Annotated in this window: 18 protein-coding genes; 13 read left to right on the top strand and 5 right to left on the bottom strand. The window is 74.5% G+C overall.

Translation table 11 applies throughout. The annotated features are described in order from the left end of the window. Positions 1-492 precede the first annotated feature (492 nt). The 7 genes from ACI79D_RS22530 to ACI79D_RS22500 all read left to right on the top strand — a co-directional run bounded on the left by ACI79D_RS22530 (position 493) and on the right by ACI79D_RS22500 (position 11,002). Positions 493-2,052, top strand: coding sequence for a methyl-accepting chemotaxis protein (locus ACI79D_RS22530; RefSeq protein ID WP_456920747.1), 1,560 nt, complete (start codon positions 493-495; stop codon positions 2,050-2,052). A 294-nt stretch (positions 2,053-2,346) separates the two neighbouring features. Next, positions 2,347-3,954, top strand: a complete 1,608-nt coding sequence (locus tag ACI79D_RS22525; protein ID WP_456920746.1) for a methyl-accepting chemotaxis protein — start codon at positions 2,347-2,349, stop codon at positions 3,952-3,954. A gap of 295 nt (positions 3,955-4,249) precedes the next feature. Continuing rightward, positions 4,250-4,567, top strand: a complete 318-nt coding sequence (locus ACI79D_RS22520; protein WP_456920745.1) for an MCP four helix bundle domain-containing protein — start codon at positions 4,250-4,252, stop codon at positions 4,565-4,567. A gap of 285 nt (positions 4,568-4,852) precedes the next feature. Further along, positions 4,853-6,466 carry a methyl-accepting chemotaxis protein gene (locus tag ACI79D_RS22515; RefSeq protein ID WP_456920744.1) on the top strand — a complete coding sequence of 538 codons (1,614 nt, stop codon included), beginning with the start codon at positions 4,853-4,855 and terminating at the stop codon, positions 6,464-6,466. A 441-nt stretch (positions 6,467-6,907) separates the two neighbouring features. Further along, a complete protein-coding gene (locus tag ACI79D_RS22510) occupies positions 6,908-9,346 on the top strand; it encodes a chemotaxis protein CheA (protein WP_456920743.1) in 2,439 nt (812 codons plus the stop codon). 1 nt (position 9,347) lies between these two features. After that, positions 9,348-9,809, top strand: coding sequence for a chemotaxis protein CheW (locus tag ACI79D_RS22505; protein WP_456920742.1), 462 nt, complete (start codon positions 9,348-9,350; stop codon positions 9,807-9,809). A 317-nt stretch (positions 9,810-10,126) separates the two neighbouring features. Next, positions 10,127-11,002, top strand: a complete 876-nt coding sequence (locus ACI79D_RS22500) for a hypothetical protein (RefSeq protein WP_456920740.1) — start codon at positions 10,127-10,129, stop codon at positions 11,000-11,002. Between the two features lie 318 nt (positions 11,003-11,320). Here ACI79D_RS22500 and ACI79D_RS22495 read toward each other — a convergent pair whose 3' ends face one another. The 3 genes from ACI79D_RS22495 to murJ form a co-directional block, all read right to left on the bottom strand. Next, the gene (locus ACI79D_RS22495; RefSeq protein WP_456920739.1) at positions 11,321-12,499 is read right to left on the bottom strand and encodes a glucose-1-phosphate adenylyltransferase family protein; all 1,179 of its coding nucleotides are present in this window, start codon (positions 12,497-12,499) and stop codon (positions 11,321-11,323) included. A gap of 28 nt (positions 12,500-12,527) precedes the next feature. Further along, on the bottom strand, positions 12,528-12,653 hold the full coding sequence (locus ACI79D_RS22490; RefSeq protein WP_456920738.1) for a hypothetical protein: 126 nt from the start codon (positions 12,651-12,653) through the stop codon (positions 12,528-12,530). Positions 12,654-13,615: 962 nt separating this feature from the next. Beyond that, positions 13,616-15,139 carry a murein biosynthesis integral membrane protein MurJ gene (gene murJ / locus ACI79D_RS22485; protein ID WP_456920737.1) on the bottom strand — a complete coding sequence of 508 codons (1,524 nt, stop codon included), beginning with the start codon at positions 15,137-15,139 and terminating at the stop codon, positions 13,616-13,618. A 369-nt stretch (positions 15,140-15,508) separates the two neighbouring features. Here murJ and ACI79D_RS22480 point away from each other — a divergent pair, with 369 nt between their 5' ends. From ACI79D_RS22480 to ACI79D_RS22455, 6 genes are read left to right on the top strand one after another with little or no spacing between them, the layout of a single operon-like run. Next, positions 15,509-16,618 (top strand): protein-glutamate methylesterase/protein-glutamine glutaminase, encoded by a 1,110-nt coding sequence (locus ACI79D_RS22480; protein WP_456920736.1) that lies wholly within the window; start codon positions 15,509-15,511, stop codon positions 16,616-16,618. Beyond that, entirely contained in the window at positions 16,615-17,439 is an 825-nt protein-coding gene (locus ACI79D_RS22475; protein ID WP_456920735.1) for a CheR family methyltransferase, read from the top strand. The genes ACI79D_RS22480 and ACI79D_RS22475 overlap by 4 nt, the downstream gene beginning before the upstream one ends. A gap of 1 nt (position 17,440) precedes the next feature. Continuing rightward, positions 17,441-17,824: a response regulator gene (locus ACI79D_RS22470; RefSeq protein ID WP_456920734.1), complete on the top strand. Its 384-nt coding sequence runs from the start codon at positions 17,441-17,443 to the stop codon at positions 17,822-17,824. Beyond that, positions 17,821-18,315: a chemotaxis protein CheX gene (locus ACI79D_RS22465; protein ID WP_456920733.1), complete on the top strand. Its 495-nt coding sequence runs from the start codon at positions 17,821-17,823 to the stop codon at positions 18,313-18,315. Before ACI79D_RS22470 ends, ACI79D_RS22465 begins: the two co-directional genes overlap by 4 nt. After that, positions 18,312-18,674, top strand: coding sequence for a response regulator (locus ACI79D_RS22460; protein ID WP_456920731.1), 363 nt, complete (start codon positions 18,312-18,314; stop codon positions 18,672-18,674). The genes ACI79D_RS22465 and ACI79D_RS22460 overlap by 4 nt, the downstream gene beginning before the upstream one ends. Then, the gene (locus ACI79D_RS22455; protein ID WP_456920730.1) at positions 18,671-19,162 is read left to right on the top strand and encodes a hypothetical protein; all 492 of its coding nucleotides are present in this window, start codon (positions 18,671-18,673) and stop codon (positions 19,160-19,162) included. Before ACI79D_RS22460 ends, ACI79D_RS22455 begins: the two co-directional genes overlap by 4 nt. A gap of 334 nt (positions 19,163-19,496) precedes the next feature. On the opposite strand, the gene ACI79D_RS22450 is transcribed toward ACI79D_RS22455, so the two are convergent. Both ACI79D_RS22450 and ACI79D_RS22445 read right to left on the bottom strand, forming a co-directional pair. Beyond that, a complete protein-coding gene (locus ACI79D_RS22450; RefSeq protein ID WP_456920729.1) occupies positions 19,497-19,955 on the bottom strand; it encodes an ATP-binding protein in 459 nt (152 codons plus the stop codon). 116 nt (positions 19,956-20,071) lie between these two features. Further along, complete coding sequence (locus tag ACI79D_RS22445) at positions 20,072-21,760, bottom strand: SpoIIE family protein phosphatase (RefSeq protein WP_456920728.1); 1,689 nt, start codon at positions 21,758-21,760, stop codon at positions 20,072-20,074. Between the last annotated feature and the right edge of the window lie 100 nt (positions 21,761-21,860).

The raw sequence follows: 21,860 nt of genomic DNA, 5'->3' as shown, positions 1-21,860 counted from the left end.
CCCACCCCCCCCCCCCCCCCCACCCCCCCCCCCCCCCCCCCCCCCCCCCCCCCCCCCCCCCCCCCCCCCCCCCCCCCCCCGGGCCGGCACGGCGTCTTCCCCCGCCGCGCCGGCCCCGCGAGACGCTGGGTGACCAGCCACGGAGCGCCTGACCGGTCCACCGGTCAGGCGCTCCGTCGCGTTCTGGGCCTGTTGTGGGACCCGTTCTCCCCCACTCCCGGAACTGCGGCGCGGTCCGATGGAAATGCTGCCCGGAGGAGTCGAGAAGGCGCCGAGTCGATTCGGTCGAAATGGTCGCCGAGCTGTGAGGGACACCGCTCGACCGGCTTCCGCGTGCACTTCCGGAATGGCTGCGGGAAGGGCCTAACGTCCCTTTCCGCACAGCAGTCGACCGATGGCTGCGTGGAACCGGAAGGCACCTCCTACACCGTGAACGACAGCACTCCCCACCCGCCCGTGCGGACGACGCGGAGATTCCGCGACCTCCGTGTCATGACGAAGATCAGCATCGCGGTCGGCCTCGCCGTCCTCGTCGCCGTGGTGCTCGGGGTGACCGGCATGCGCGCGCTCGCCGCCTCGGCCGACCGCACCGCTGCCCTCTACGCGCACAACACGGTCGGCTCCGCGCTGGCCCAGGAGATGCGGTACCAGTACACGGCCTACCGCCTCGCCTCGACGAGTCGGGCCAGCGCACCCGTGGAGGCGAAGGCCTCCTACGACTCCCAGCGGGACGCCGCCCGCACCGGGCTGCTGGACGCCGGTGAGCGCATGCGCGACGAGACCGCGCCGACCGACGCCGTCCTCACCGCGCTCGACGCGGTCATGACGAGCATCGACGACTACTTCGCCCTCGCCGACCAGCTCGACTCGCTGTCCGCCGCCGGCCGGGTGGCCGAGTACAACGACCTGCGCGAGACGCGGGTGGGGCCGCTGAGCGGCGAGATCGTCGACCAGCTCGCCGCCCTGTCCGACCTGCAGCAGCAGGCGGCGCGGGCCGGCGCGGACGACGCCGCGGACTCCTACACCTCCACCACCACCGTCCAGGTCGTCCTGCTCGTCGTCGGCAGCCTGCTCGCGCTGCTGGTGGGCGTCGTCGTGGCGCGGTCCACCACCCGCGCGCTGGGGCGCGTCCGTGGGTCCCTCGAGGGCCTGGCCGAGGGTGACCTCACCCGGCCGACCGGCGTCGACCAGCGGGACGACGTCGGGCAGATGGCCGCCGCGCTGGACGCTGCGCGGGAGAACCTGCGTTCCCTCATGGCCTCCGTGGTGGGTTCCGCGGACGCGGTGGCGGCGTCCTCGGAGGAGCTGAGCGCGTCGTCGGCGCAGATCTCGGCGTCGGCGGAGGAGACCTCGGCGCAGTCCGGTGTCGTGGCCGGCGCGGCGGAGGAGGTGTCCCGGAACGTGCAGACGGTGGCGGCCGGTGCCGAGCAGATGGGCGCCTCGATCCGGGAGATCGCGACCAATGCGGCGGAGGCCTCCGACGTGGCGGCGCGGGCGGTGACCGCGGCGGAGACGACCACGGCGACGGTGGCCAAGCTGGGCGAGTCCTCGATCGAGATCGGCAACGTCGTCAAGGTCATCACCAGCATCGCCGAGCAGACCAACCTGCTGGCCCTGAACGCGACCATCGAGGCGGCGCGGGCCGGGGAGGCCGGCAAGGGCTTCGCGGTGGTGGCCAACGAGGTCAAGGAGCTGGCCCAGGAGACGGCCAAGGCGACCGAGGACATCGCCAAGCGGGTGCAGGCCATCCAGGGCGACACGACGGCGGCGGTGGCCGCGATCGGGGAGATCAGCTCGATCGTCGCGCAGATCTCCGACCGGCAGACCACCATCGCCAGCGCGGTGGAGGAGCAGACCGCCACGACCAACGAGATGAGCCGGTCGGTGGTCGAGGCCGCCGGCGGGTCGGGGCAGATCGCGGAGAACATCACCGGGGTCTCCGAGGCCGCCGGGGCCACCACCCAGGCGCTGACCCAGACCCGCACCGCGGTGGACGAGCTCTCGCGCATGGCCGCGGGCCTGCGCACCAGCGTCGCCCGCTTCACCTACTGAGGCAACTCACGGCGACCGGCCCCGGTCGCGCGGCTCCTCCCCGGACCGCGCGACCAGGGCCTTCCCGTGCGCACCCAGACGCGGGTGTCGACATTCTCGGAACGGTCACCGTCGACTCGGCGTCGACAATTCGACAGGCTTCAAGACCGTGCATATCGGAATGGTTTCGACACGGGTCACAAGCGTTGTCGAGCGGGTTCTTGCACCTACTTTTCCGGCTGTAGCGACCGCGGCCGAGGAATGGTGGCGGGCTGCTCGCTCCACTCCCCCACCGTGACAGCAGGAGTCCCCGCCATGTCCCACAGCACGACCTCCGGCCGCCGCGGCGGCTGGTTCGCCGACCGACCCCTCGGCGTGAAGATCGGGGCGGTCGTCGCCCTGCTGGCCGCGGTCGTCCTGGCCACCAACCTGCTGGCCGTCCTGCGCATCTCGGAGCTGCGGCAGAGCCAGGAGACGATCTACGAGGAGAACCTCCTCCCGCTGAACGCGCTCTCCGAGGTCCAGCGGGCGCACGCGGCGTACCGCGCCCGGACGCTGGAGTACGCGGTCTCCTCCCCCGAGCGTCGCGCCGAGCTCCGGGACGAGATGGCGGACAAGGACGCCGACGTGGTCGCCGGCCTGACCGCCTACGAGCCCTACGTCGTCGACGAGGACGCGATGGCGAGCTTCTCCGAAGCCCGGGACGAGTTCGTGGCGCTGGCGACGAGCGACCTCTTCCCTGCCGCCGACCGGGGTGATCTGGCCCGCTTCTCCGCCGTCCAGACCGAGCTGCTGCAGCCGCTGCTGCAGGTCATCGCCGACGAGCTCGAGGCGGAGGGCGTGGCCCAGTCCGCCGAGGCGGCGGCGCGCAACGCCGAGGCGGCCGACGCGGCCGAGTCCGCCGTGACCCTGCTGGTGGTCACCGCTCTGGCGTCGGTGGGCGCCGCGGCGGCGCTGACCGTCTTCGTCGTGCGCCGCATGACCCGGACCGTCCGCTCCGTGCAGCGGACCGCCGAGGCGATGGCCGCCGGTGACCTGACCGTCGCCACCGGCGTGGAGTCCGCCGACGAGCTGGGCCGGATGGCCGCGGCGCTCGACTCCACCCGGGCCGGCCTGAGCGAGGTCCTGGCGGGCGTGGTGGCGTCGGCTGACGCGGTGGCGGCGAGCTCCGAGGAGCTGTCGGCGTCGTCGGCGCAGATCGCCGCGTCGGCGGGGGAGACCTCGGCGCAGTCCGGCGTGGTCGCGAGCGCGGCCGGTGAGGTCTCGCGCAGCGTGGAGACGGTGGCCGCGGGTGCCGAGCAGATGGGCGCCTCCATCCGGGAGATCAGCCAGAACGCGAACGAGGCGGCGAAGGTCGCCGCGGCCGCGGTGAGCGAGGCCGAGGCCACCACCGCGACGATCACCAAGCTCGGCGACTCCTCGCGGGAGATCGGCGACGTGGTGAAGGTGATCACCAGCATCGCCGAGCAGACCAACCTGCTGGCCCTGAACGCGACCATCGAGGCGGCGCGGGCCGGTGAGGCGGGCAAGGGCTTCGCGGTGGTGGCCAACGAGGTCAAGGAGCTGGCCCAGGAGACGGCCAAGGCGACCGAGGACATCGCCAAGCGGGTGGAGGCCATCCAGGGCGACACGACCGGGGCGGTGGCCGCGATCGGGCGGATCAGCGAGGTGATCGGCCGGATCAACGACTTCCAGCTGACCATCGCCAGCGCGGTGGAGGAGCAGACCGCCACGACCAGTGAGATGTCGCGGTCGGTGGCCGAGGCCGCCGGCGGGTCGGGGCAGATCGCGGAGAACATCGGCAGCGTCTCCAGCGCGGCCGAGGCGACCACGCAGGCGCTGACCCAGACCCGCACCGCCGTCGACGAGCTCTCCCGCATGGCCGCCGACCTGCGCACCGGTGTCAGCCGCTTCACCTACTGACCGCACCGCCCACGCGACGAGCGCCCGGCCGGGATCCCCGGTCGGGCGCTCCTCTCGTCTCGAGGGACGGTCGCGCCCGGGCCGTCGGGGAATGGCCGTGAGGAGCCCGACCGAAATGGCGCCGAGTCGACACGGGGAAGACGCCGACCGACCTTTCTCGCGCCATTTCCGGGACACGTGCGGAATTGCTGTACGGGCCGGTGGTGCACCGCCCTACATTCCCGCGCGGCACCATCCGCACCACGCGCCCCGCACGCCACGTCCGTCGTACCGCCCCGAGAAGAGGTCCACCCCGATGACCGCGACCGCACCTCCCGGCCCGCTCGCACCGCCCGGCGAGCCGGCCCGCGCCTGGTGGGGGGACCGCAGCGTCCGGACGAAGATCCTCGCCGCCGTCGCGACCTCGGCCGCGGTCACCGCCGTGGTCGCGGCCATGGGCATCGGGAGCCTGACGGAGGCCGCGGAGAAGGCCCACTCGATGTACGCGGTGAACCTGCGGGGCGTGGAGGCGGCGGCCGACATGGACGCGCTGCTCAACGAGATGCGGGTGGGCGCGCGGGACGCGGTCGTGGCCGCCGACCTGCGCGCCGGAGTCGGTCGCTTCAGCTTCTGAAGAAGGACCCTCCTGCCCCCACCGCCCCGGCGGCGTTCGCCGTCGACATCGCCGAGAGAATGGCATCGATCGGCCATTGTCGACATGTGTCCGAGTTTCTCTCCGAACGACGGTCGTGTGCCTTTTTCGGAGGTGCGACCGAGAATTCGTTGGAATCGGGACCAAGGTCCCTCAAATGGCTCTGAGCGCTGCCGAAAAACGCAAGGCGGGTCGACGGAGACTCGATCCCCCCGACCCCCCGATCCCCCCGACCCCCCCAGCCCCCGCCAGCCCAGGAGACCCCGCATGAGCACCCCCGCCCCGCCCGTTGCCGACCGCCGGTCCGGCGGCTGGTTCGCCGACCGCCCGATCGGCGTCAAGATCGGCGCGGCTCTGGCCGTGCTCGCCGCGGTCGCGGTCGGCATGACCGTCCTCGCGGTCAGCCGGATCAACACCCTCGACGCCGCGTCGACCCGGATCAACGAGAACGTCGTCACCCTGGCGGACCTGTCGAACATCCAGCGCTCCTGGCAGGGCGACCGGTCCCGCTACAACACCTATCCGCTGGCCGACCCGCAGACCCGCGCCGCGCTGCTGGCCGACCTGGCCGAGCGGCGGACGACGATCGACGGGCAGCTGGACGACTACGCCGAGGTGACCGTCAACCGGCAGGCGTTCGAGGTCTTCCGTGGCTACGTCGAGGACTACTACGAGATCGCCGAGAACCAACTGGTCCCGGCCTCGGACGCCGGCGACCTGCGGTCCGCCTCCGCGCTGATCACCGGTCCGCTGCAGGACGCCTCCGACGTGCTGATGGACGAGTACAACGCCATGCAGGAGCGGCGGGTCGCGGCCGGCCAGGCCGACACCGACGAGGCCAGCGCCATCGCCTCGTCCGCCGTCCTCACCCTGTGGCTCGCCCTGGCCGCGGGCGTCGCCGTCTCGGGTGCGCTGACCGTCTTCGTCGTCCGCCGCATCGTGTCCACCGTCGCGTCGGTGCAGCGGTCGGTGGAGGCCCTCGCCGAGGGTGACCTCACCGTCGCACCGGAGGTCAACGGCCGCGACGAGCTGGGCCGGATGGCCGGCGCGCTCACCAGCGCGCAGGCGAACCTGCGAGGGGTGCTGGAGGCGGTGGCCGCCTCGGCGGACGCGGTGGCGGCGTCCTCGGAGGAGCTGAGCGCGTCGTCGGCGCAGATCTCGGCGTCGGCGGAGGAGACCTCGGCGCAGTCCGGTGTCGTGGCCGGCGCGGCGGAGGAGGTGTCCCGGAACGTGCAGACGGTGGCGGCCGGTGCTGAGCAGATGGGCGCCTCGATCCGGGAGATCGCGACCAATGCGGCGGAGGCCTCCGACGTGGCGGCGCGGGCGGTGACCGCGGCGGAGACGACCACGGCGACGGTGGCCAAGCTGGGCGAGTCCTCGATCGAGATCGGCAACGTCGTCAAGGTCATCACCAGCATCGCCGAGCAGACCAACCTGCTGGCCCTGAACGCGACCATCGAGGCGGCGCGGGCCGGGGAGGCGGGCAAGGGCTTCGCGGTGGTGGCCAACGAGGTCAAGGAGCTGGCCCAGGAGACGGCCAAGGCGACCGAGGACATCGCCAAGCGGGTGCAGGCGATCCAGGGCGACACGACCGCGGCGGTGGCCGCGATCGGGGAGATCAGCTCGATCGTCGCGCAGATCTCCGACCGGCAGACCACCATCGCCTCGGCGGTGGAGGAGCAGACCGCCACGACCAACGAGATGAGCCGGTCGGTGGTCGAGGCCGCCGGCGGTGCCGGCGAGATCGCCCAGAACATCACCGGCGTCTCGGGCGCGGCGGAGTCGACCACCCAGGCGCTCACGCAGACCCGCACCGCGGTGGACGAGCTGTCCCGGATGGCGGCCGACCTGCGCACCAGCGTCGCCCGCTTCACCTACTGAGGAGGACCCTCCTGCCCCACCCGCGCGGGCTCGCGGCGGGACCCGGCAGGAGGGCCGAGGGGAGCAACGGAGCGCCCGATCCGTGCACGGTCGGGCGCTCCGCCCCGTCCGGGACCGGCAAGTCGACACCCGGGAGAACGGTCGCCGACCCTTCTCGCGGCCGTCGCGCGACACGGTCCCCGACACGGCTGCCGATGCCACAGGAACTCCTGGGTTCCCTGTGCCCGTACCGGTCCGCGCCGGTCGGAACGGGTTCTCCCGGGCCGTTCCCGGCCGGCGCCTCCTCCCGCTGAGGCGGGAGGGCGCTGCCGGTCTCCGGCGGGCCCGCGCGACGACAGAACAGACGACGGCCGGCGCGTGGGTTCGCCTTGATACCGACCCCATCCGGCCGATGACCCCTCCGAAGCGCCCGCAGCGCCGGAGACGAGAGAGAAGAGCAACGTGGACGGTCTGGACGACATCGTCGAGGAGTTCCTGGTCGAGAGCCACGAGAACCTCGACCAGCTGGACACCGACCTGGTCGCCCTCGAGCAGGAGCCCGACTCCCGCGAGCGGCTGTCGAGCATCTTCCGCACGATCCACACGATCAAGGGGACCAGCGGCTTCCTGGCGTTCCACCGCCTCGAGGAGGTCACCCACGTCGGGGAGAACATGCTCTCCCGGCTGCGGGACGGCGCGCTGGAGCTGACCCCCCAGCGGACCAGCGTCCTGCTCCAGATGGTCGACACCGTGCGCTCCCTGCTGGCGTCGATCGAGGCGACCGGCGGCGAGGGATCGGTCGACGTCTCCGCCGTCGTGGCGGCCATCAGCGCCGCCATGGAGGACGGGCCCGCGCCCGAGCCGGCCCCCGAGGTCGCGGCCGAGTCCGCCCCGGTGGCCGCGGCCGAGGCCGGCGGGACCGAGCGAGCCGCCACCAAGAAGGCCCGCGCGGCGAAGAGCGCGGCGACCGCCGCGGCTCCGGTCGCCGAGGTCGAGCCCGCCGCCGAGGTCGAGCCCGCCGCCGACGTCGCAACCGCCGAGCCCACCGAGGCCGCCGTCCCCGCCCCCGTCGTGGAGGTGCCCGCCCCCGTGGCCCAGACGCCCGTCCCCGCGCCCCGCCCCGCGCCCGAGGCGACCGCCCCGGAGCGGGACGCCGAGGGCGACGCCGCCCCCGCCGCCGACAACGGTGGCGGCCAGGCCCGGCGGGCCGTCGCCGACAGCACCATCCGCGTGGACGTCGACCTGCTCGACGAGCTGATGCTGCTCGTCGGTGAGCTGGTGCTGACCCGCAACCAGATCGTCCAGTACGTCGGCCGCTCCAACGACACCGACCTGGTGCGCGCCTCGCAGCGGCTCAACCTGATCGCCAGCGAGCTGCAGGAGGGCGTCATGAAGACGCGCATGCAGCCGATCGACCACATCTGGTCGAAGCTGCCGCGCGTCGTCCGCGACCTGGGCCTGCAGCTGGAGAAGACCATCCGGCTGGAGATGGAGGGCCGCGAGACCGAGCTGGACAAGACCCTGCTCGAGGCGGTCAAGGACCCGCTGACCCACCTGGTCCGCAACTCCGTCGACCACGGCATCGAGGACGCCGACACCCGGCTCCGGGTCGGCAAGCCGGCCGAGGGCGTGCTCACCCTGCGTGCCCGGCACGAGAGCGGCCAGGTCGTGGTGGAGGTCGCCGACGACGGTGCCGGCATCGACCCGGTCAAGCTCGGCGCCAAGGCCGTCGAGCGCGGGCTGGTCACCCAGGAGGCCCTCAACCGGATGGGCCCGCAGGACGTCCTGCAGCTGATCTTCCTGCCGGGCTTCTCGACGGCGGCGAAGGTCACCAACGTCTCCGGCCGCGGCGTCGGCATGGACGTCGTCAAGACCAACATCGAGGCGATCGGCGGCACCATCGAGGTCGAGTCGGTCCCCGGCAAGGGCACCGTCTGCCGGCTGCGGATCCCGCTGACGCTGGCGATCGTCCCGGCGCTGACCGTCGAGTGCGCGGGGGACCGGTACGCGATCCCGCAGATCAGCCTGCAGGAGCTCGTCTCCCTCGACGCCGAGAAGGCGGCCAACGCCGTCGAGGAGGTCGGCGGCGCCCCGGTCTACCGGCTGCGCGGCGAGCTGCTCCCGCTGGTCCGGCTCACCGACGTCCTCGGGCTGACCTCCGACCGGCACGACGGCCACGTCGTTATCGCCGTCCTCCGCTCCGAGGGCCGGCGCTTCGGCCTCGTCGTCGACCGCGTGATCAACACCGAGGAGATCGTGGTCAAGGCCGTCGGCGGCCAGCTCAAGGCGATCGGCCTCTACTCCGGCGCGACCGTCCTCGGCGACGGCACCGTGGCGCTGATCCTCGACGTCCAGGCCCTCGCCCGCCGGGCGCTGCGCACCGAGACCACCGAGCGCCAGGAGTCCCGCGAGGCGGCGCTGCAGGCCGCGGCGGCCGACTCCGAGCGGCAGCGGATGCTGCTGGCCGCCATCGGCGGTGGCCGCCGGGTGGCGATCCCGCTGGACACGGTCACCCGCCTGGAGCAGGTCCGCCTCGAGTCGGTGGAGCGCGTCGGCAACCGCGAGGTCGTGCAGTACCGCGGCGCGATCCTGCCGATCGTCCGGCTCGACCGGCACCTGGGCGCCTACGGCGAGACCGACAGCGAGGTGCTCGAGGTGATCGTCTACTCCGACCACGGCCGCAGCGTGGCCATCGTGGTCGAGGAGATCCTCGACATCGTCGACGGCGAGGCCGCGGTGCGCAGCGACATCGACGACCTGGGCCTGCTCGGCTCCGCCGTCCTCGGCGACAAGGTCACCGAGCTGCTCGACGTCCGCGCGGCGATCCTCGCCGCCGACCCCGCCTTCTACACCGCGAACGCGACGCCGGACGGCGTCCCCGCGTCCCTCCTGGAGGTCTGAGATGCCCACCGACACCCGGCGCGTCGACACCGCGGCCCCGGCCATCGGCGGCCAGCTGGCCACCTTCTGGCTCGACGGCGACCTCTACGGCGTCGAGGTGGCGCACGTGCAGGAGGTGCTGAAGAGCCAGGGCCTGACCCGCGTCCCGCTGGCGCCGGCCGCCGTCGCCGGCCTGATCAACCTGCGCGGCCAGGTGGTCACCGCCATCGAGCTGCGCGAGCGGCTCGGTCGTCCGCCGCGGCCGGCCGACACCGACGCCGTCGTCATCGTCGTCCGGCTGCACGGCGAGGCGGTCAGCCTGCTCGTCGACGCCATCGCCGACGTCGTGGACGTCGACCCGGCCGACTTCGAGGCCCCGCCGGACACCCTCGACGGGTCCGCGCGGGAGCTGATCCGCGGGGCGTTCAAGCTCGACGGGCAGCTGCTCCTGGCACTCGACGTCCACAAGGCGGTCAGCGCCTGAGAAGGGACCCCGTTCTCCCGTCGGTCTCCGCGGAAACCGACGCACGGCCCGGGCACGGCCGGACTTCCCCGGCGGCCGACGCCTGATCACCCCCGACCCCCGGTCGGGCGGCCCCTCTCCGGAGGGCCGTCCGGCCGGGGGTCGCGGCGTGTCGCGGCTCGTCACGCACAGCCACCGTGTCCTCACCGATCCGCACCGGACACGCAGGTGCTCTGCTGGAGGGGTCGAGCCATCGGGTGACGGTGACGTGGCGCTTCCCCCCGATCACGGTCAGCATGGGTCGACTCGCCTCGGGGGACGGAAAGGGAGGCGCCGCCATGCCGTACTCACTGGTCAGTGCCGCGACACTCGGCTTCGACCTGGTCCGCATCCCGGCCGGCCGGGACGTCGCCGACGCCCTGCTCGCCGGGCTGGCCGCCGACGCCGCCACCCTCGAGCAGCTGGCCGCGGCGCACCCCGCCGCGGGGCGCGACCGCGAGGAGCGCGCGGTGCTGGCCGTCCGCGCCCGCAAGGCCCGCGAGCTGGCCGTGGGCATCCCGCACGTGCGCAACTTCGCCGTCGACCTGCCGGCCGCCGACCGCGCCGCCGTCCTGGTCGACCAGCTGCAGCGCAGCACCATCGGGGACGCCGCGGCCCTGGAGCGGGTCCTGCGCGAGGACGTCCTCGGCCCCGAGCACCCCGCCGTCGCCCTCGTGGACGAGGACACGCTGGCCGCCGCGGCCGACGTCCTGGCTGACGCCGCGATCGGCTCCTGGGCCGCCGCCGTCCTGCCGCCGCTGGTGCGCCGCCAGCTGACCGGGCCGTTCGCCGCGGCGGCTGCCGCAGGCGGAGTCGGCAGCCCGGTGCCCGACCTCGGACCGGCCACCGGCGAGCTCACCGCGCTGCTCGACGAGCTGCGCGGCCTGGACGCCGCCGGCCGCGCGCGGTGGCAGGCGACCGTCGACGCCCGCCGGGCCGAGCGCCGCCCGTGGGCCACGGCGATGCACGAGGCGTCCTGGGCCGCGCACGTCTCCGGGCGCACCCGCACCCTGGCCACCGCCCAGCTGCTCGCCGTCCAGGCCTTCCTCGACGGCGGCTTCGACCCCGCCACGGCCGCAGCCGGGACCTGGAACGCGGTGGCCGGCTGCGTGCAGGGCATCGTCATGGCCGACCTGCTCGGCGCCGACGCCCTCGCCGTCCTGGGGGCGCGATGACACTGCGGTCCTCCGGACCGCACCGCGGCCAGGTGCCGTCCCCGGCCCGCGTTGAGCCCCACCCGTGTCCCGGTCGGGGACCCTCCGGGCCCCGCGACCGGTCCACTCCCGGCCAGGTGCCGTCCCCGGCCGGCGTTGAGCCCCACCCGTGTCCCGGTCGGGGACCCTCCGGGCCCCGCGACCGGTCCACTCCCGGCCAGGTGCTGTCCCCGGCCGGCGTTGAGCCCCACCCGTGTCCCGGTCGGGGACCCTCCGGGCCCCGCGACCGGTCCACTCCCGGCCAGGTGCCGTCCCCGGCCTGACCGAGCGGTCTCCCGATCAGTCCTCGGGGTCGGGGAAGCGGGCGCCGGCGGGGATCTCGCCGTCCTGCTCCACCGCCGCCTCGCGGCCGACGAGGGTGATGTCGCCGTCCCCGCCGACCGAGGCCCCCCTGCCGACGTCGACCCGGTCGTCCAGGACGGCGCGGGTGACGGTCGCCCCGGCCCGCACGCGCGCGCCCGGCAGCAGCACCGAGTCCACCACGGTGGCTCCGGCCTCGACGACGACACCGGGGGAGAGCACCGAGCCGCTCACCCGGCCGGCCACGCGGGTGCCGCCGGAGACGAGGCTGTCCTCCACCTCCGCACCCCGCAGCACCCGGGCGGCGCTGTGCCGGCCGCCGCGGGTGTGCACCGGCCAGCGCGGGTCGTCGAGGTCGAGCGGGGGCTCGGGGGAGAGGAAGTCCTGGTGGGCGGCCCAGTAGGAGGACACCGTGCCCACGTCGCGCCAGTAGCCGCGGAACGGGTGGGCGCGGGCCAGCCCGTCCCGGGTCTGCGCGGGCAGCAGGTGCGTCCCGAGGTCCTCCAGGCCGTCCTCGCCGTGCTCGGCCGCCAGCGCCTCGAGCCGGTCGAGCGTGGGGCCGGGGGAGAAGACGAAGACCTCGTTGGTCGCGGTCGTGGTGGCCGGCTCGTCGGGCTTGTACGCGTAGTCGGTGATCGTGCCGCCGCTGCCCACCTCGACGATCCCGTAGCGCGCGGCGTCGTCCTCGGCGACCTCGGTGGTCACCATCGTCACCTCCGCGCCCGACCCCAGGTGTCCGTCGACGACCTCGCGGTAGTCCAGCTTGTAGACCGCGTCGGCGCTCACGACGACGAGCGCGTCCGGGGCGGCGTCGCGCACCAGGGGCGCGTACCGCCACAGCGAGTTGGCCGTCCCCGACACCCACCCCGCGCGCTCGGTGCCCTGGTAGGGCGGGAGGGTGAGCAGCCCGCCGGCGGTGCGGTCGAGGTCCCACGGCCGGCCGTTGGCCAGGTGCTGCGACAGCGACGTCGGGTGGAACTGCACCGAGACCCACACGTCGGCGATCTGCGAGTGCTGGCAGTTGCTCAGCGGGAAGTCGACGAGCCGGTACACCCCGGCGAAGGGGACGGCGGGTTTCGCGCGCTGCTCGGTCAGCAGCTCCAGGCGGCCACCCGCGCCGCCGGCGAGGACGAGGACCAGGACACGGGGGAGCGCCATGGGTGCGGGCTACCCGTGATCCGGCTCCTCACCCGCGGTCGCTGACGTAGCCGCAGGCGCGGTCCTCCCGCAGGCCGGCCCGGCCCAGCGCCGCGACCACACCCCCGACCAGCACGGCGAGCAGCAGCCAGACGGTGGCGATGGCGAGCAGCACGGGCCGCAGTCTGCCGGTCGCGGCCGACCGCACGGGAACGCGCGGCTGAACTCCGCGCGACCGTCGAGGGTCCTCTCGGCCTGTCTCGCTCCCGCGCTAGAGACGCCTAGACGCCGCTCGACGGGCGCACGTGCCGTGACCCGCCGCGGGCGGCGCGCCACGCCGCGCCGGAACGCCGTCCGACGCCGCGAGGACGTGTGACCCGGCTCACGCGTGTCTCGGCAGGCCGGGCGCGTCGCGGCTCCATCCTCGGCGCCCCGGATCGACAGACGAGGACGCGGAGGCCCCCCATGCTCGACAGCACCGCCCGGTCGACCTGCCCGACAGCCGGACCCTCGTGGGTCCGCCACCCCGTGCCGACGCGGTGGCTGTCCTACGGCGACGACCTGGCCACCGAGCTCGACCTGTCCACGGCGGGGCTGCGGCGCCCGGGCGACACGATCGGGGTGAGCGAGAAGGTGGCCGTCCTGCTGACCGGGCGGGCGATCCCCAGCGAGCGCGTCGTCCCCGGGCGGCTGGCCCGCTTCCTGGCCCGGCACGTGCAGACCGTGGGCAGCAGCTGCGGGCTGTCCATCCCCGAGAAGATGCAGCTGGTCCTGGAGCGGCAGGGCCGGGTGCGGGTGCTCGCCGCCGCGGCGTGCTGTCTGGCGCTGCGGCCGCTGGGTCGGCACGGCTCCTTCTACCGGGTGGCCGGCCCCTTCGCGCGCGACCTCGACGGCATGCGGCCGCCCTACTTCGACCTGCTCTTCCCACCCCTCGACCCGGAGACCGCCCGGCGGCTGGCCCAGCGGCTGGAGGACCGGCTCGGCGTCGGGGTGGCGATCGTCGACGTCAACGACCGCGGCGGCTCGGTGCGGGCGGTCTCCGCCGCCGCGCTGGGCGCCGACGAGCTGCTGAGCGCGCTGCGGGACAACCCGATGGGCCAGGGTGACGAGGGGCTGCCCTTCGTCGTCGTCCGGCGGTCAGCGGCGCAGGACCAGCCCGCGGACGGCGGCACCGAGCTCCCGCAGCTCGCGGCAGCGCAGCAGCCACAGCACCAGCAGGTACACCACCAGGCAGCTCGCCGCGCCGGCCGCCGCGCCGCCCAGGCCGTCCCAGCGCCGCGCGAGGAGCGCCGTCGGTACCGCGGCGCACGCCGCCGCCGCGGCGACCTGGGCGCTGCAGCGGCCCAGGCCGGCCAGTGACACCCCCTCGCCGGCGCTGCGCAGCCGCCACAGCGACAGGCCGGCCACCAGCAGCAGCGACGCCGACGTCGACACCGCCAGCCCGAGGACGCCGAACCGCAGCCCCAGGGTGAGGTCGCCGACCACGTTGACCGCCATGCCCAGCACGCCCAGCGCCACCGGCGTCCGGGAGTCGCCGAGGGACAGGAAGGCCCGGGTCGCCGGCTCGCGGAGGGCCAGGCCGAGCAGGGACGCGGCGTAGCCGGTGACGGCCAGCGCGGTGACCCGGACCGCCTCGGCGTCGAAGGCGCCGCGCTCGAACAGCAGGGCCACGACGGGCTCGGCGGCCACGGTGAGGACCACCACGACCGGGGTCACCAGGATGAGCAGCACACCGCTGCTGCGCCGCAGCAGGTCCTCGAGGGAGCGGGTGCCGCCGGGCCGGGCGGCCGCGGCGAGCGCGGGGTAGAGGGTGGTGGCCACCGTCGCGATGACGAGGGTGTCGGCCAGCCCGACCAGCCGCCACCCGTAGTTGAGCGCGGTGATGGTGCCTTCGCCGACCGCCGAGCCGACCGCGCGGTCGACCAGCGTGTTGACCTGGGAGACCGCGCTGCCCACCAGCAGGGGAGGCACCAGCGCCAGCATCTCGCGGAAGCCGCGGTCGCGGACGTCGAGCGAGGGCCGCAGCGACTGCCCGACGGCCAGCAGCGGCGGCAGCTGGGTCAGCAGGCGCAGCCCGCTGCCGACGACGAAGGCCACCGCCAGCGCCGTCACGCCGTAGACCTGGCCGAACAGCAGCGCGCCCGCGATGAGGACGAGGTTGAACGGGATGCCCTCCGCCGCGGCCCAGCCGAACCGGCGGTGCCCCTGCGCGGCCCCGGCCAGCACGTTGGTGGCGGCGATCAGCGCGGTGGCGCTGACGACCAGCCGGGTGAGGCGGACGGCCTCGTCGGTGGTCGCCGCGTCGAACCCCGGGGCCAGCACCATCACCAGCGGCCGGGCCAGCACCGCCATGACCACCGAGGCGGCCAGCATCACGAGCACGGTCACCGTCAGCGCCACGCGCACGCTGTGGTGCCCGCGTTCGGGTCTCCCGTCGGCGACCGCCCGCGCCACCGTGGGGACGACGGACTTCGCCACGGCCCCCGCCATGAGCGCCAGCACCAGGTTCATCAGGCCCTGGGCGACGAAGTAGGCGTCCAGGGACGAGCCCACCCCGAACACCGCCGCGAGGACGACGTCCCGCACGAACCCGAGGACCTGGCTGCCCAGCGTCAGCCCCGCCACGAGCGCGGTCGACCGGGCCAGGCCTCCTCGACTCACCCGGCGCATCCTGCCGCCCGCCGGGTCCGCAGGCGAGGCGGAACGCCGTCGGCCGCCGGACCGTCGCGCCGGCGGGGGAGGGGAGCGGGCGGTGACCGGCCGCCGGCCCGGAGACGAGTCGACAAATGGCGGGAAATGGTTGGTCAGCGCCATTCATGATCGAGAAAAAAATGTCCGGGAATGTGCCCGGATCCGCTCAAGTGGAGGAGCAGGGCGGCCGACAACTCGGGGGACAGGCACCGTCAACGGACGCCCACCGCACCGGCGCGGTGGCGCGCCCCCGCGCCCAGCGCGGCCTCCGGGCGACTGCCGACACCGACACCGACAGCGCAACCCCGGCGGCCCTCCGCGCCGGGAGACGGAGGACGCATGGACCCGATCCGGGTGATGGTCGTCGACGACTCGGTGGTCGTCCGCAAGATCGTGACCGACGTCCTCTCGCAGGACCCGGCGATCGAGGTGGTCGGCACCGCGGTCAACGGCCGCATCGCCGTCGGGAAGCTCGAGCAACTGAAGCCCGACCTGGTCACCATGGACATCGAGATGCCGGAGATGAACGGCATCGAGGCGGTCCGGGCCATCCGCGCCACGCGGAGCCGGGTGCCGATCATCATGTTCAGCACGCTCACCGAGCGCGGCGCCGCGGCGACCCTGGACGCTCTGTCCGCCGGCGCCAACGAGTACGTCACCAAGCCCGCGAACGTGGGCAGCGTCGCGGCATCGATGGAGAGCGTCCGCGAGCAGCTCATCCCCAAGATCAAGGCCCTCACCGGCCGCCCGGTCACCGCCGGCCCGATCCGCGCCGCCGCGGCGGCCCCGGTCCGCGCCGCGGTCCCGGCCCCTCGGCAGGGTGCGGTCAAGCAGCCCGCCGTCCTCGTCATCGGCTCGTCCACCGGCGGGCCGGAGGCGCTGGCCAAGCTGCTGCCGCAGCTGCCGGCCACGCTGCCGGTGCCGGTCCTGCTGGTGCAGCACATGCCCCCGGTGTTCACCCGCCAGTTCGCCCAGCGGCTGGACCGGCTCTGCCCGCTGCGCGTGGTCGAGGCCGTCGACGGCACCCCGCTGGCGCCCGGCACGGTGCACCTGGCCCCCGGCGACCACCACCTGACCGTCCGCGGCGCCGCCCGTGGTCTGGTCACCGCGCTCGGCCAGGGCCCGGCGGAGAACTTCTGCCGGCCCGCCGTCGACCCGCTGTTCCGGTCGGCGGTCGACGCCTACGACGGCGCGGTCCTCGGCCTGGTGCTGACCGGCATGGGCTCGGACGGCCGGGTCGGTGCCGGGCGCATCCGGGAGGCCGGCGGCTCGGTCGTCGTCCAGGACCAGGCGACCTCCGTCGTCTGGGGCATGCCCGGCGCCGTCGCCTCGGCCGGCCTCGCCGACGAGGTCCTGCCGCTGGACCGGATCGCCGACGCCGTCCTCCGGCGGCTCGCCCCGGCCCGACCGACGACTGCGATCCCGGCGTTCACGGGAGGACGACGATGACCCTGACCGCCACCAGCTTCGACTGGGTCCGCCAGCTGGTGCACCGGGAGAGCGCGATCGTGCTCGCCCCCGGCAAGGAGTACCTGGTGGAGGCCCGGCTGCTGCCGATCGCGCGCCAGATGGGCCTGCCCGACGTCAGCCAGCTGGTCGACACGGTGCGCACCCGACCCAGCCCGGAGAACACCCGGAAGATCGTCGAGGCGCTCACCACCAACGAGACCTCGTGGTTCCGGGACGGCGACCCCTTCACGGCGCTCACCTCGACGGTGCTGCCCGCGCTGCTGGGCGCCCGCGGCCCGGCCGAGCGGCTGCAGATCTGGTCGGCGGCCTGCTCCAGCGGGCAGGAGCCGTACACGATCGCGATGCTGCTCGAGGACGCGCTGCCCAACGCGGCGAGCCGGGTCTCCATCACCGCGACCGACATCTCCCGCGAGATGGTGCAGCGGACCCGGGCCGGCCGGTTCAGCCAGCTCGAGGTCAACCGCGGGCTGCCCGCGCCGATGCTGGTCCGCCACTTCACGCGGGCCGGCACCGAGTGGGAGGTCGCGCCGGCCCTGCGCCGCATGGTGTCGGCCAGCGAGTGCAACCTGGCCGCCCCGCTGCCGCGGATGGGCCCGTTCGACGTGGTCTACCTGCGCAACGTCCTCATCTACTTCGACCTGTCCACCAAGCAGGCGATCCTCCGCCGGGTGCGTGCCCTCATGCGCCCCGACGGCTGGCTCTTCCTCGGCGCCGCAGAGACCACCTTGGGCGTCGACGACTCCTGGGAGCGGGTCGTGATCGGCCGCAGCTCCGCCTACCGCCCACTGAAGGGGGCCTGACGTGCGTGCACTGGTGATCGACGACTCACGCGCCATGCGGCGCATCGTGAGCGGGACGCTCGAGGGCTTCGGCTACGAGACCCGCCAGGCCGGACACGGCCAGGAGGCACTCGACGTGCTGCACGAGGGCTGGGTGCCCGAGCTGTGCACGGTCGACTGGAACATGCCGGTGATGGACGGCCTCCAGTTCGTCTCGGCCATCCGCGCCAACCCCGCCTGGCGGGCGGTGACGCTGATGATGGTCACCTCCGAGGGCGAGCAGTCCCAGATCGTCCGTGCGCTGGCCGCCGGCGCGCACGAGTACGTGCTCAAGCCGTTCACCGCCGACGCCATCCGCGACAAGCTCGCGCTGCTCGGCCTGCTCCCCGAGGAGGTCGTCCTGTGAGCGCGCCCGCGATCACCGAGCTGCTCGACCAGGCGACCGTCCAGGAGATCGCCGACCAGGCGTGGGCCGCCCTCGTCGGCGAGGACGAGGTCCTCGTGCCGCTGCCGGGTGAGCTGCCCGCCGACACGGTCAGCTCCTGGGTCGAGATCGTCGGCCCGTGGACCGGCACGGTCGTGCTGACCTGCGCCCGGACCACCGCCGAGGACCTGGCCCGCGCCCTGCTGCGCGAACACGCCCCCGACGAGCTCGAGGCCGAGGACGTCGACGACGCCCTCGGCGAGCTCGCCAACGTGGTGGGCGGCAACGTCAAGGCCGTCCTCCCCGGACCGTCCGTCCTCGGCCTGCCCGAGGTCGGTGTCGCCCCGAGCCCCGGCTCCCCGGACGACACCTGCCGCGTCGACGCCCAGTGGCGCGGCCAGCCGCTGACCATCTCCGTCCAGGGCACCTCTGCCGCCCTGGACCCCACGGAAGAGAACGGAGTGCCCCTGTGAAGATCCTGGTCGCCGACGACAGCCGCGTCATGCGGCAGATCGTCATCCGCACCCTGCGGCAGGCCGGTTACGACGACCACGACATCGTCGAGGCCGAGGACGGCCGCGACGCCTACGACAAGGTCCAGAGCGAGAGCCCGGACCTGGTCCTGTCGGACTGGAACATGCCGAACATGACCGGGCTGGAGTGCCTCCAGGCGCTGCGCTCGTCCGGCTCCGGCGTCCCCTTCGGCTTCGTCACCTCCGAGGGTTCGGCGGAGATGCGGGAGAAGGCCGCCGACGCCGGCGCGCTGTTCCTCATCGCCAAGCCGTTCACCGAGGAGACCTTCCGCGAGAACCTGGACGGGGTGATCGCGTGACTGCGCCCCTGACCGTCGTCCTGCCGGACGCCAAGGCCGTCAAGGACATGCTCTCCGGCCTGGTCGGCAAGCCGGTCGGCGTCACGCCGGGTGCCCCGGTGACCCCCACCGAGAAGAAGCCGGTCTCGGTCGCGGTCTACGTGTCCCCGTCGATGGACGTCAACGCCCTGTGCGTGATGGACCTGCCGCTGGCGGCCTGGACCGGTGGCGCGCTCGCGCTGCTGCCCCCCGGCGGCGTCCAGGACGCCGTCGAGGAGGACGGTGAGCTGACCATGATGCTCACCGAGGCGCTGCACGAGGTCGTGAACGTGCTGTCGGCGCTGTTCAACGTGCCGGGTGCCCCGCACTCGAAGCTGTACAAGTCCTACGCGCCCGGCGACGAGCTGCCCGGGGACATCGCCGGCATGCTCTCCGCCTTCAACCGGCTCGACCTGGCCGTCGACGTCCCCGGCTACGGCAAGGGTGGCCTGTCGCTCGTGATCCCGTAACACCGCGGTCCTCCGGACCGCACCGCGGCCAGGTGCCGTCCCGACCGGCGTCGAGCCGCATCGTCACGGCATCCCGGACCCCTCCGGGGCCCACTCGCCGCGACACACGCGGCCAGGTGCCGTCCCGACCGGCGTCGAGCCGCATCGTCACGGCATCCCGGACCCCTCCGGGGCCCACTCGCCGCGACACGCCGCCCACGAACGACGGGCCCCGGGCAACCGCTCGGGGCCCGTCGTCGTTGCACGTGGAACATCCGCCTGCAGCGGGGCAGGGGTGGCCCCGTCCCGGGACCCGCCCTGGGCGTGCGAAGGGTGGGGAGGACGGCGTCCTCTCTCAGTGCAGCGCGGGCTGCCGGTCCTCGACCATCGTCGGCAGGCAGGCCCACACGTGCTTGCAGCCCCCGTCGACGTACCAGCCGTGCGCGACCGAGAGCCGGGCCACCAGGTACAGGCCCATGCCGCCCTGCGCGGGGTCCCGGTCGACCGCGGGCGTCGGCATCGTCTCCTGGTCCCGGTCGCTGACGTCGAGCAGCCAGCCGCCGCTGCCCGCGATGACGGTGGCGACCACCGGGGACAGCCCGTGCCGCAGCGCGTTCGAGGCGAGCTCGTCGAATGCCAGGACGAGCCGCTCGGCCGCGTGGTCCTCCTCGTCGGCCGGGAAGCCGACCCCGTCGAGCCGGGAGCGGAGGGCGGCGCGCGCGGACGGCAGCTCGGCGATCGACTGCAGGTCCCAGCGCCAGACCTCGCCCCGCCCGTCCGGGAGCGGGCGCAGCGGCCACGCCAGTCGACCCACGTCCCTCTCCCGTCGCGTCGTCTGCTCCGACGTCCGGAGGGGTGCCCAGCGGGCCTGGGGCTCAATCGTGTCCGGCGGGTTTCGCGGCGGGGTGTGACCGACGCCGCGTGAGTCGCTCACCGCTGCCGGACGCTCACGGCGACCAGGGCGACGTCGTCGTCCGGCGTGCCGTCGACCATGCGGGCCAGCAGCTCGTCGCACAGCCGGTCCAGGGGCAGCCCGGCGAGCTCGGCGAGGTGCCGGCGCAGCCGGGCCACACCCGCGTCCACGTCGGAGTCCCGCCGCTCCACCAGCCCGTCGGTGTAGAGCAGCACCGTCGCACCCGGCCGCAGGGGGACGACGAGCTCCTGGCGGACCGTGTGCGGGTCGACGCCCAGCAGCAGGTCGCCGAGGCTGCCGCCCAGGACGGTCACCGTGCCGTCGTGGTCGACGACCAGCGGTGGCGGGTGGCCGGCGTTGGCGTAGCGCAGCACGGTCCCGCCGCGCTCGATCCGGCCGATCGCGGCGGTGGCCAGCGTGCCGCTGTGCATGTGCGCGATCGCGGCGTCCAGCCCCCGGAGCACCTCCGCCGGCCCGGCGCCGCTGTAGTGGGCGATGCCCCGGAGCAGCCCGCGCAGCTGGCCCATCTCCGCCGCGGCGGCGGTGTCGTGGCCGGCGACGTCACCGATCACCACCACCTGGTGCCCGGCGGGCTGGAGGAAGGCGTCGTACCAGTCCCCGCCCACCTGCGCCGCCTCGGAGGCCGGCACGTACCGGACGACGACGCGGGCGTCCCCGATCGTCGGCGGGTCGGTGAGCAGGCTGCGCTGCAGCGCCTCCGCCAGCTGGGCCTGCCGGTGCTGGCGGTGCACCCGGTCGACCGCCTGGCCGGCCCGGGAGGCCACCTCCCGCGCGGCGGCGAGGTCGTCGGGGTCCAGCGTGCGGCCCGGGTCGAGGTACAGCGTCAGGACGCCGACGGTGCGCTGCTCGGCGCGCAGCGGCAGGACGACGGCGGACCCGAGCCCCAGCGCCCGCAGCAGGTCGCGCGCCGGGCCCGGGGACATGAGCCCGAGGACGGCGTCGACCGACTCGCCGACGGAGCTGCCGGTGCGCAGGGAGTGCGCGACGGGCGACACCTCCGGCATGGTGTCCATCCGCACGCGCGTGTAGCGGGCCATCAGCTCCCGGCGGGCCGGGTCCGCGTGCCAGGACCCGACGTCCCGGGCCCGCCCCTCGCGGTCGACGACGGTGACGATGCAGGCGTCGGCGAGCGCGGGCACGACCAGACGCGCCAGGCTGCCCAGCGCGGAGTCGCCGTCGAGGGCCCCGGAGAGCTCGGCGGTCACCGCGGCGAGCAGCGCCATGCGGGCCCCTGCCCGCTCGGCGGCCCGCTGGGCCCGCTCGGCAGCCTCCTGGGCCACGTGGCGGGCGCTGACGTCCACGACGGCGAGGGCCACGCCGTCCGGCACCGGCCAGGCGTGCAGCGCCAGCCGGCGTCCGGCGGGGCCGGGCGAGGGCAGCTCGCTGCTGACGGCGGTCCCGGTGGTCAGCGCCTCCGCGCAGGCCGCGCTGACCGCGGCGGCGAGGTCCGCGGGGGCGCCGTCCACGGCGACCAGGTCGGCGACCGAGCGCCCCGTCATCCGGGTGATCGGCCGGCCCAGCATGCGCTCGGCGGCGGGGTTGGCGTACGTCACGCGCCCGGCGGGGTCGACGCACCACAGCGCTGCGGGCATGGCGTCGATCACCCCGGCCGCGGTGTCCCCGGACAGGAGCGGCGGTGCAGGAGCGGCGGCGCCGGCTCCGGTGTCCGGTCGCCGGTCCGCCACGGGATCCACCCCTCTTCCACGGCCGGCGCCGGGCGCGCCTCTCCGGAGGCCCCCCGCCCAGCAGGCCGTGGAGGGGTGCCCGGATCGTGGCAGCGACGGC

Source organism: Geodermatophilus sp. SYSU D00708 (genome assembly GCF_054050115.1).
Note: the sequence above shows the minus strand (reverse complement) of the source record. Positions and strands in the feature narration are given on the sequence as shown.

Bases quoted from the DNA above. Each gene is read 5' to 3' on its own strand.
- ACI79D_RS22500 (WP_456920740.1), top strand. From the start codon at position 10,127: ATGCCGTACTCACTGGTCAGTGCCGCGACACTCGGCTTCGACCTGGTC.
- ACI79D_RS22520 (WP_456920745.1), top strand. From the start codon at position 4,250: ATGACCGCGACCGCACCTCCCGGCCCGCTCGCACCGCCCGGCGAGCCG.
- ACI79D_RS22505 (WP_456920742.1), top strand. From the start codon at position 9,348: ATGCCCACCGACACCCGGCGCGTCGACACCGCGGCCCCGGCCATCGGC.
- ACI79D_RS22475 (WP_456920735.1), top strand. From the start codon at position 16,615: ATGACCCTGACCGCCACCAGCTTCGACTGGGTCCGCCAGCTGGTGCAC.
- ACI79D_RS22480 (WP_456920736.1), top strand. From the start codon at position 15,509: ATGGACCCGATCCGGGTGATGGTCGTCGACGACTCGGTGGTCGTCCGC.
- ACI79D_RS22495 (WP_456920739.1), bottom strand. From the start codon at position 12,499: ATGGCGCTCCCCCGTGTCCTGGTCCTCGTCCTCGCCGGCGGCGCGGGT.
- ACI79D_RS22525 (WP_456920746.1), top strand. From the start codon at position 2,347: ATGTCCCACAGCACGACCTCCGGCCGCCGCGGCGGCTGGTTCGCCGAC.
- ACI79D_RS22530 (WP_456920747.1), top strand. From the start codon at position 493: ATGACGAAGATCAGCATCGCGGTCGGCCTCGCCGTCCTCGTCGCCGTG.
- ACI79D_RS22515 (WP_456920744.1), top strand. From the start codon at position 4,853: ATGAGCACCCCCGCCCCGCCCGTTGCCGACCGCCGGTCCGGCGGCTGG.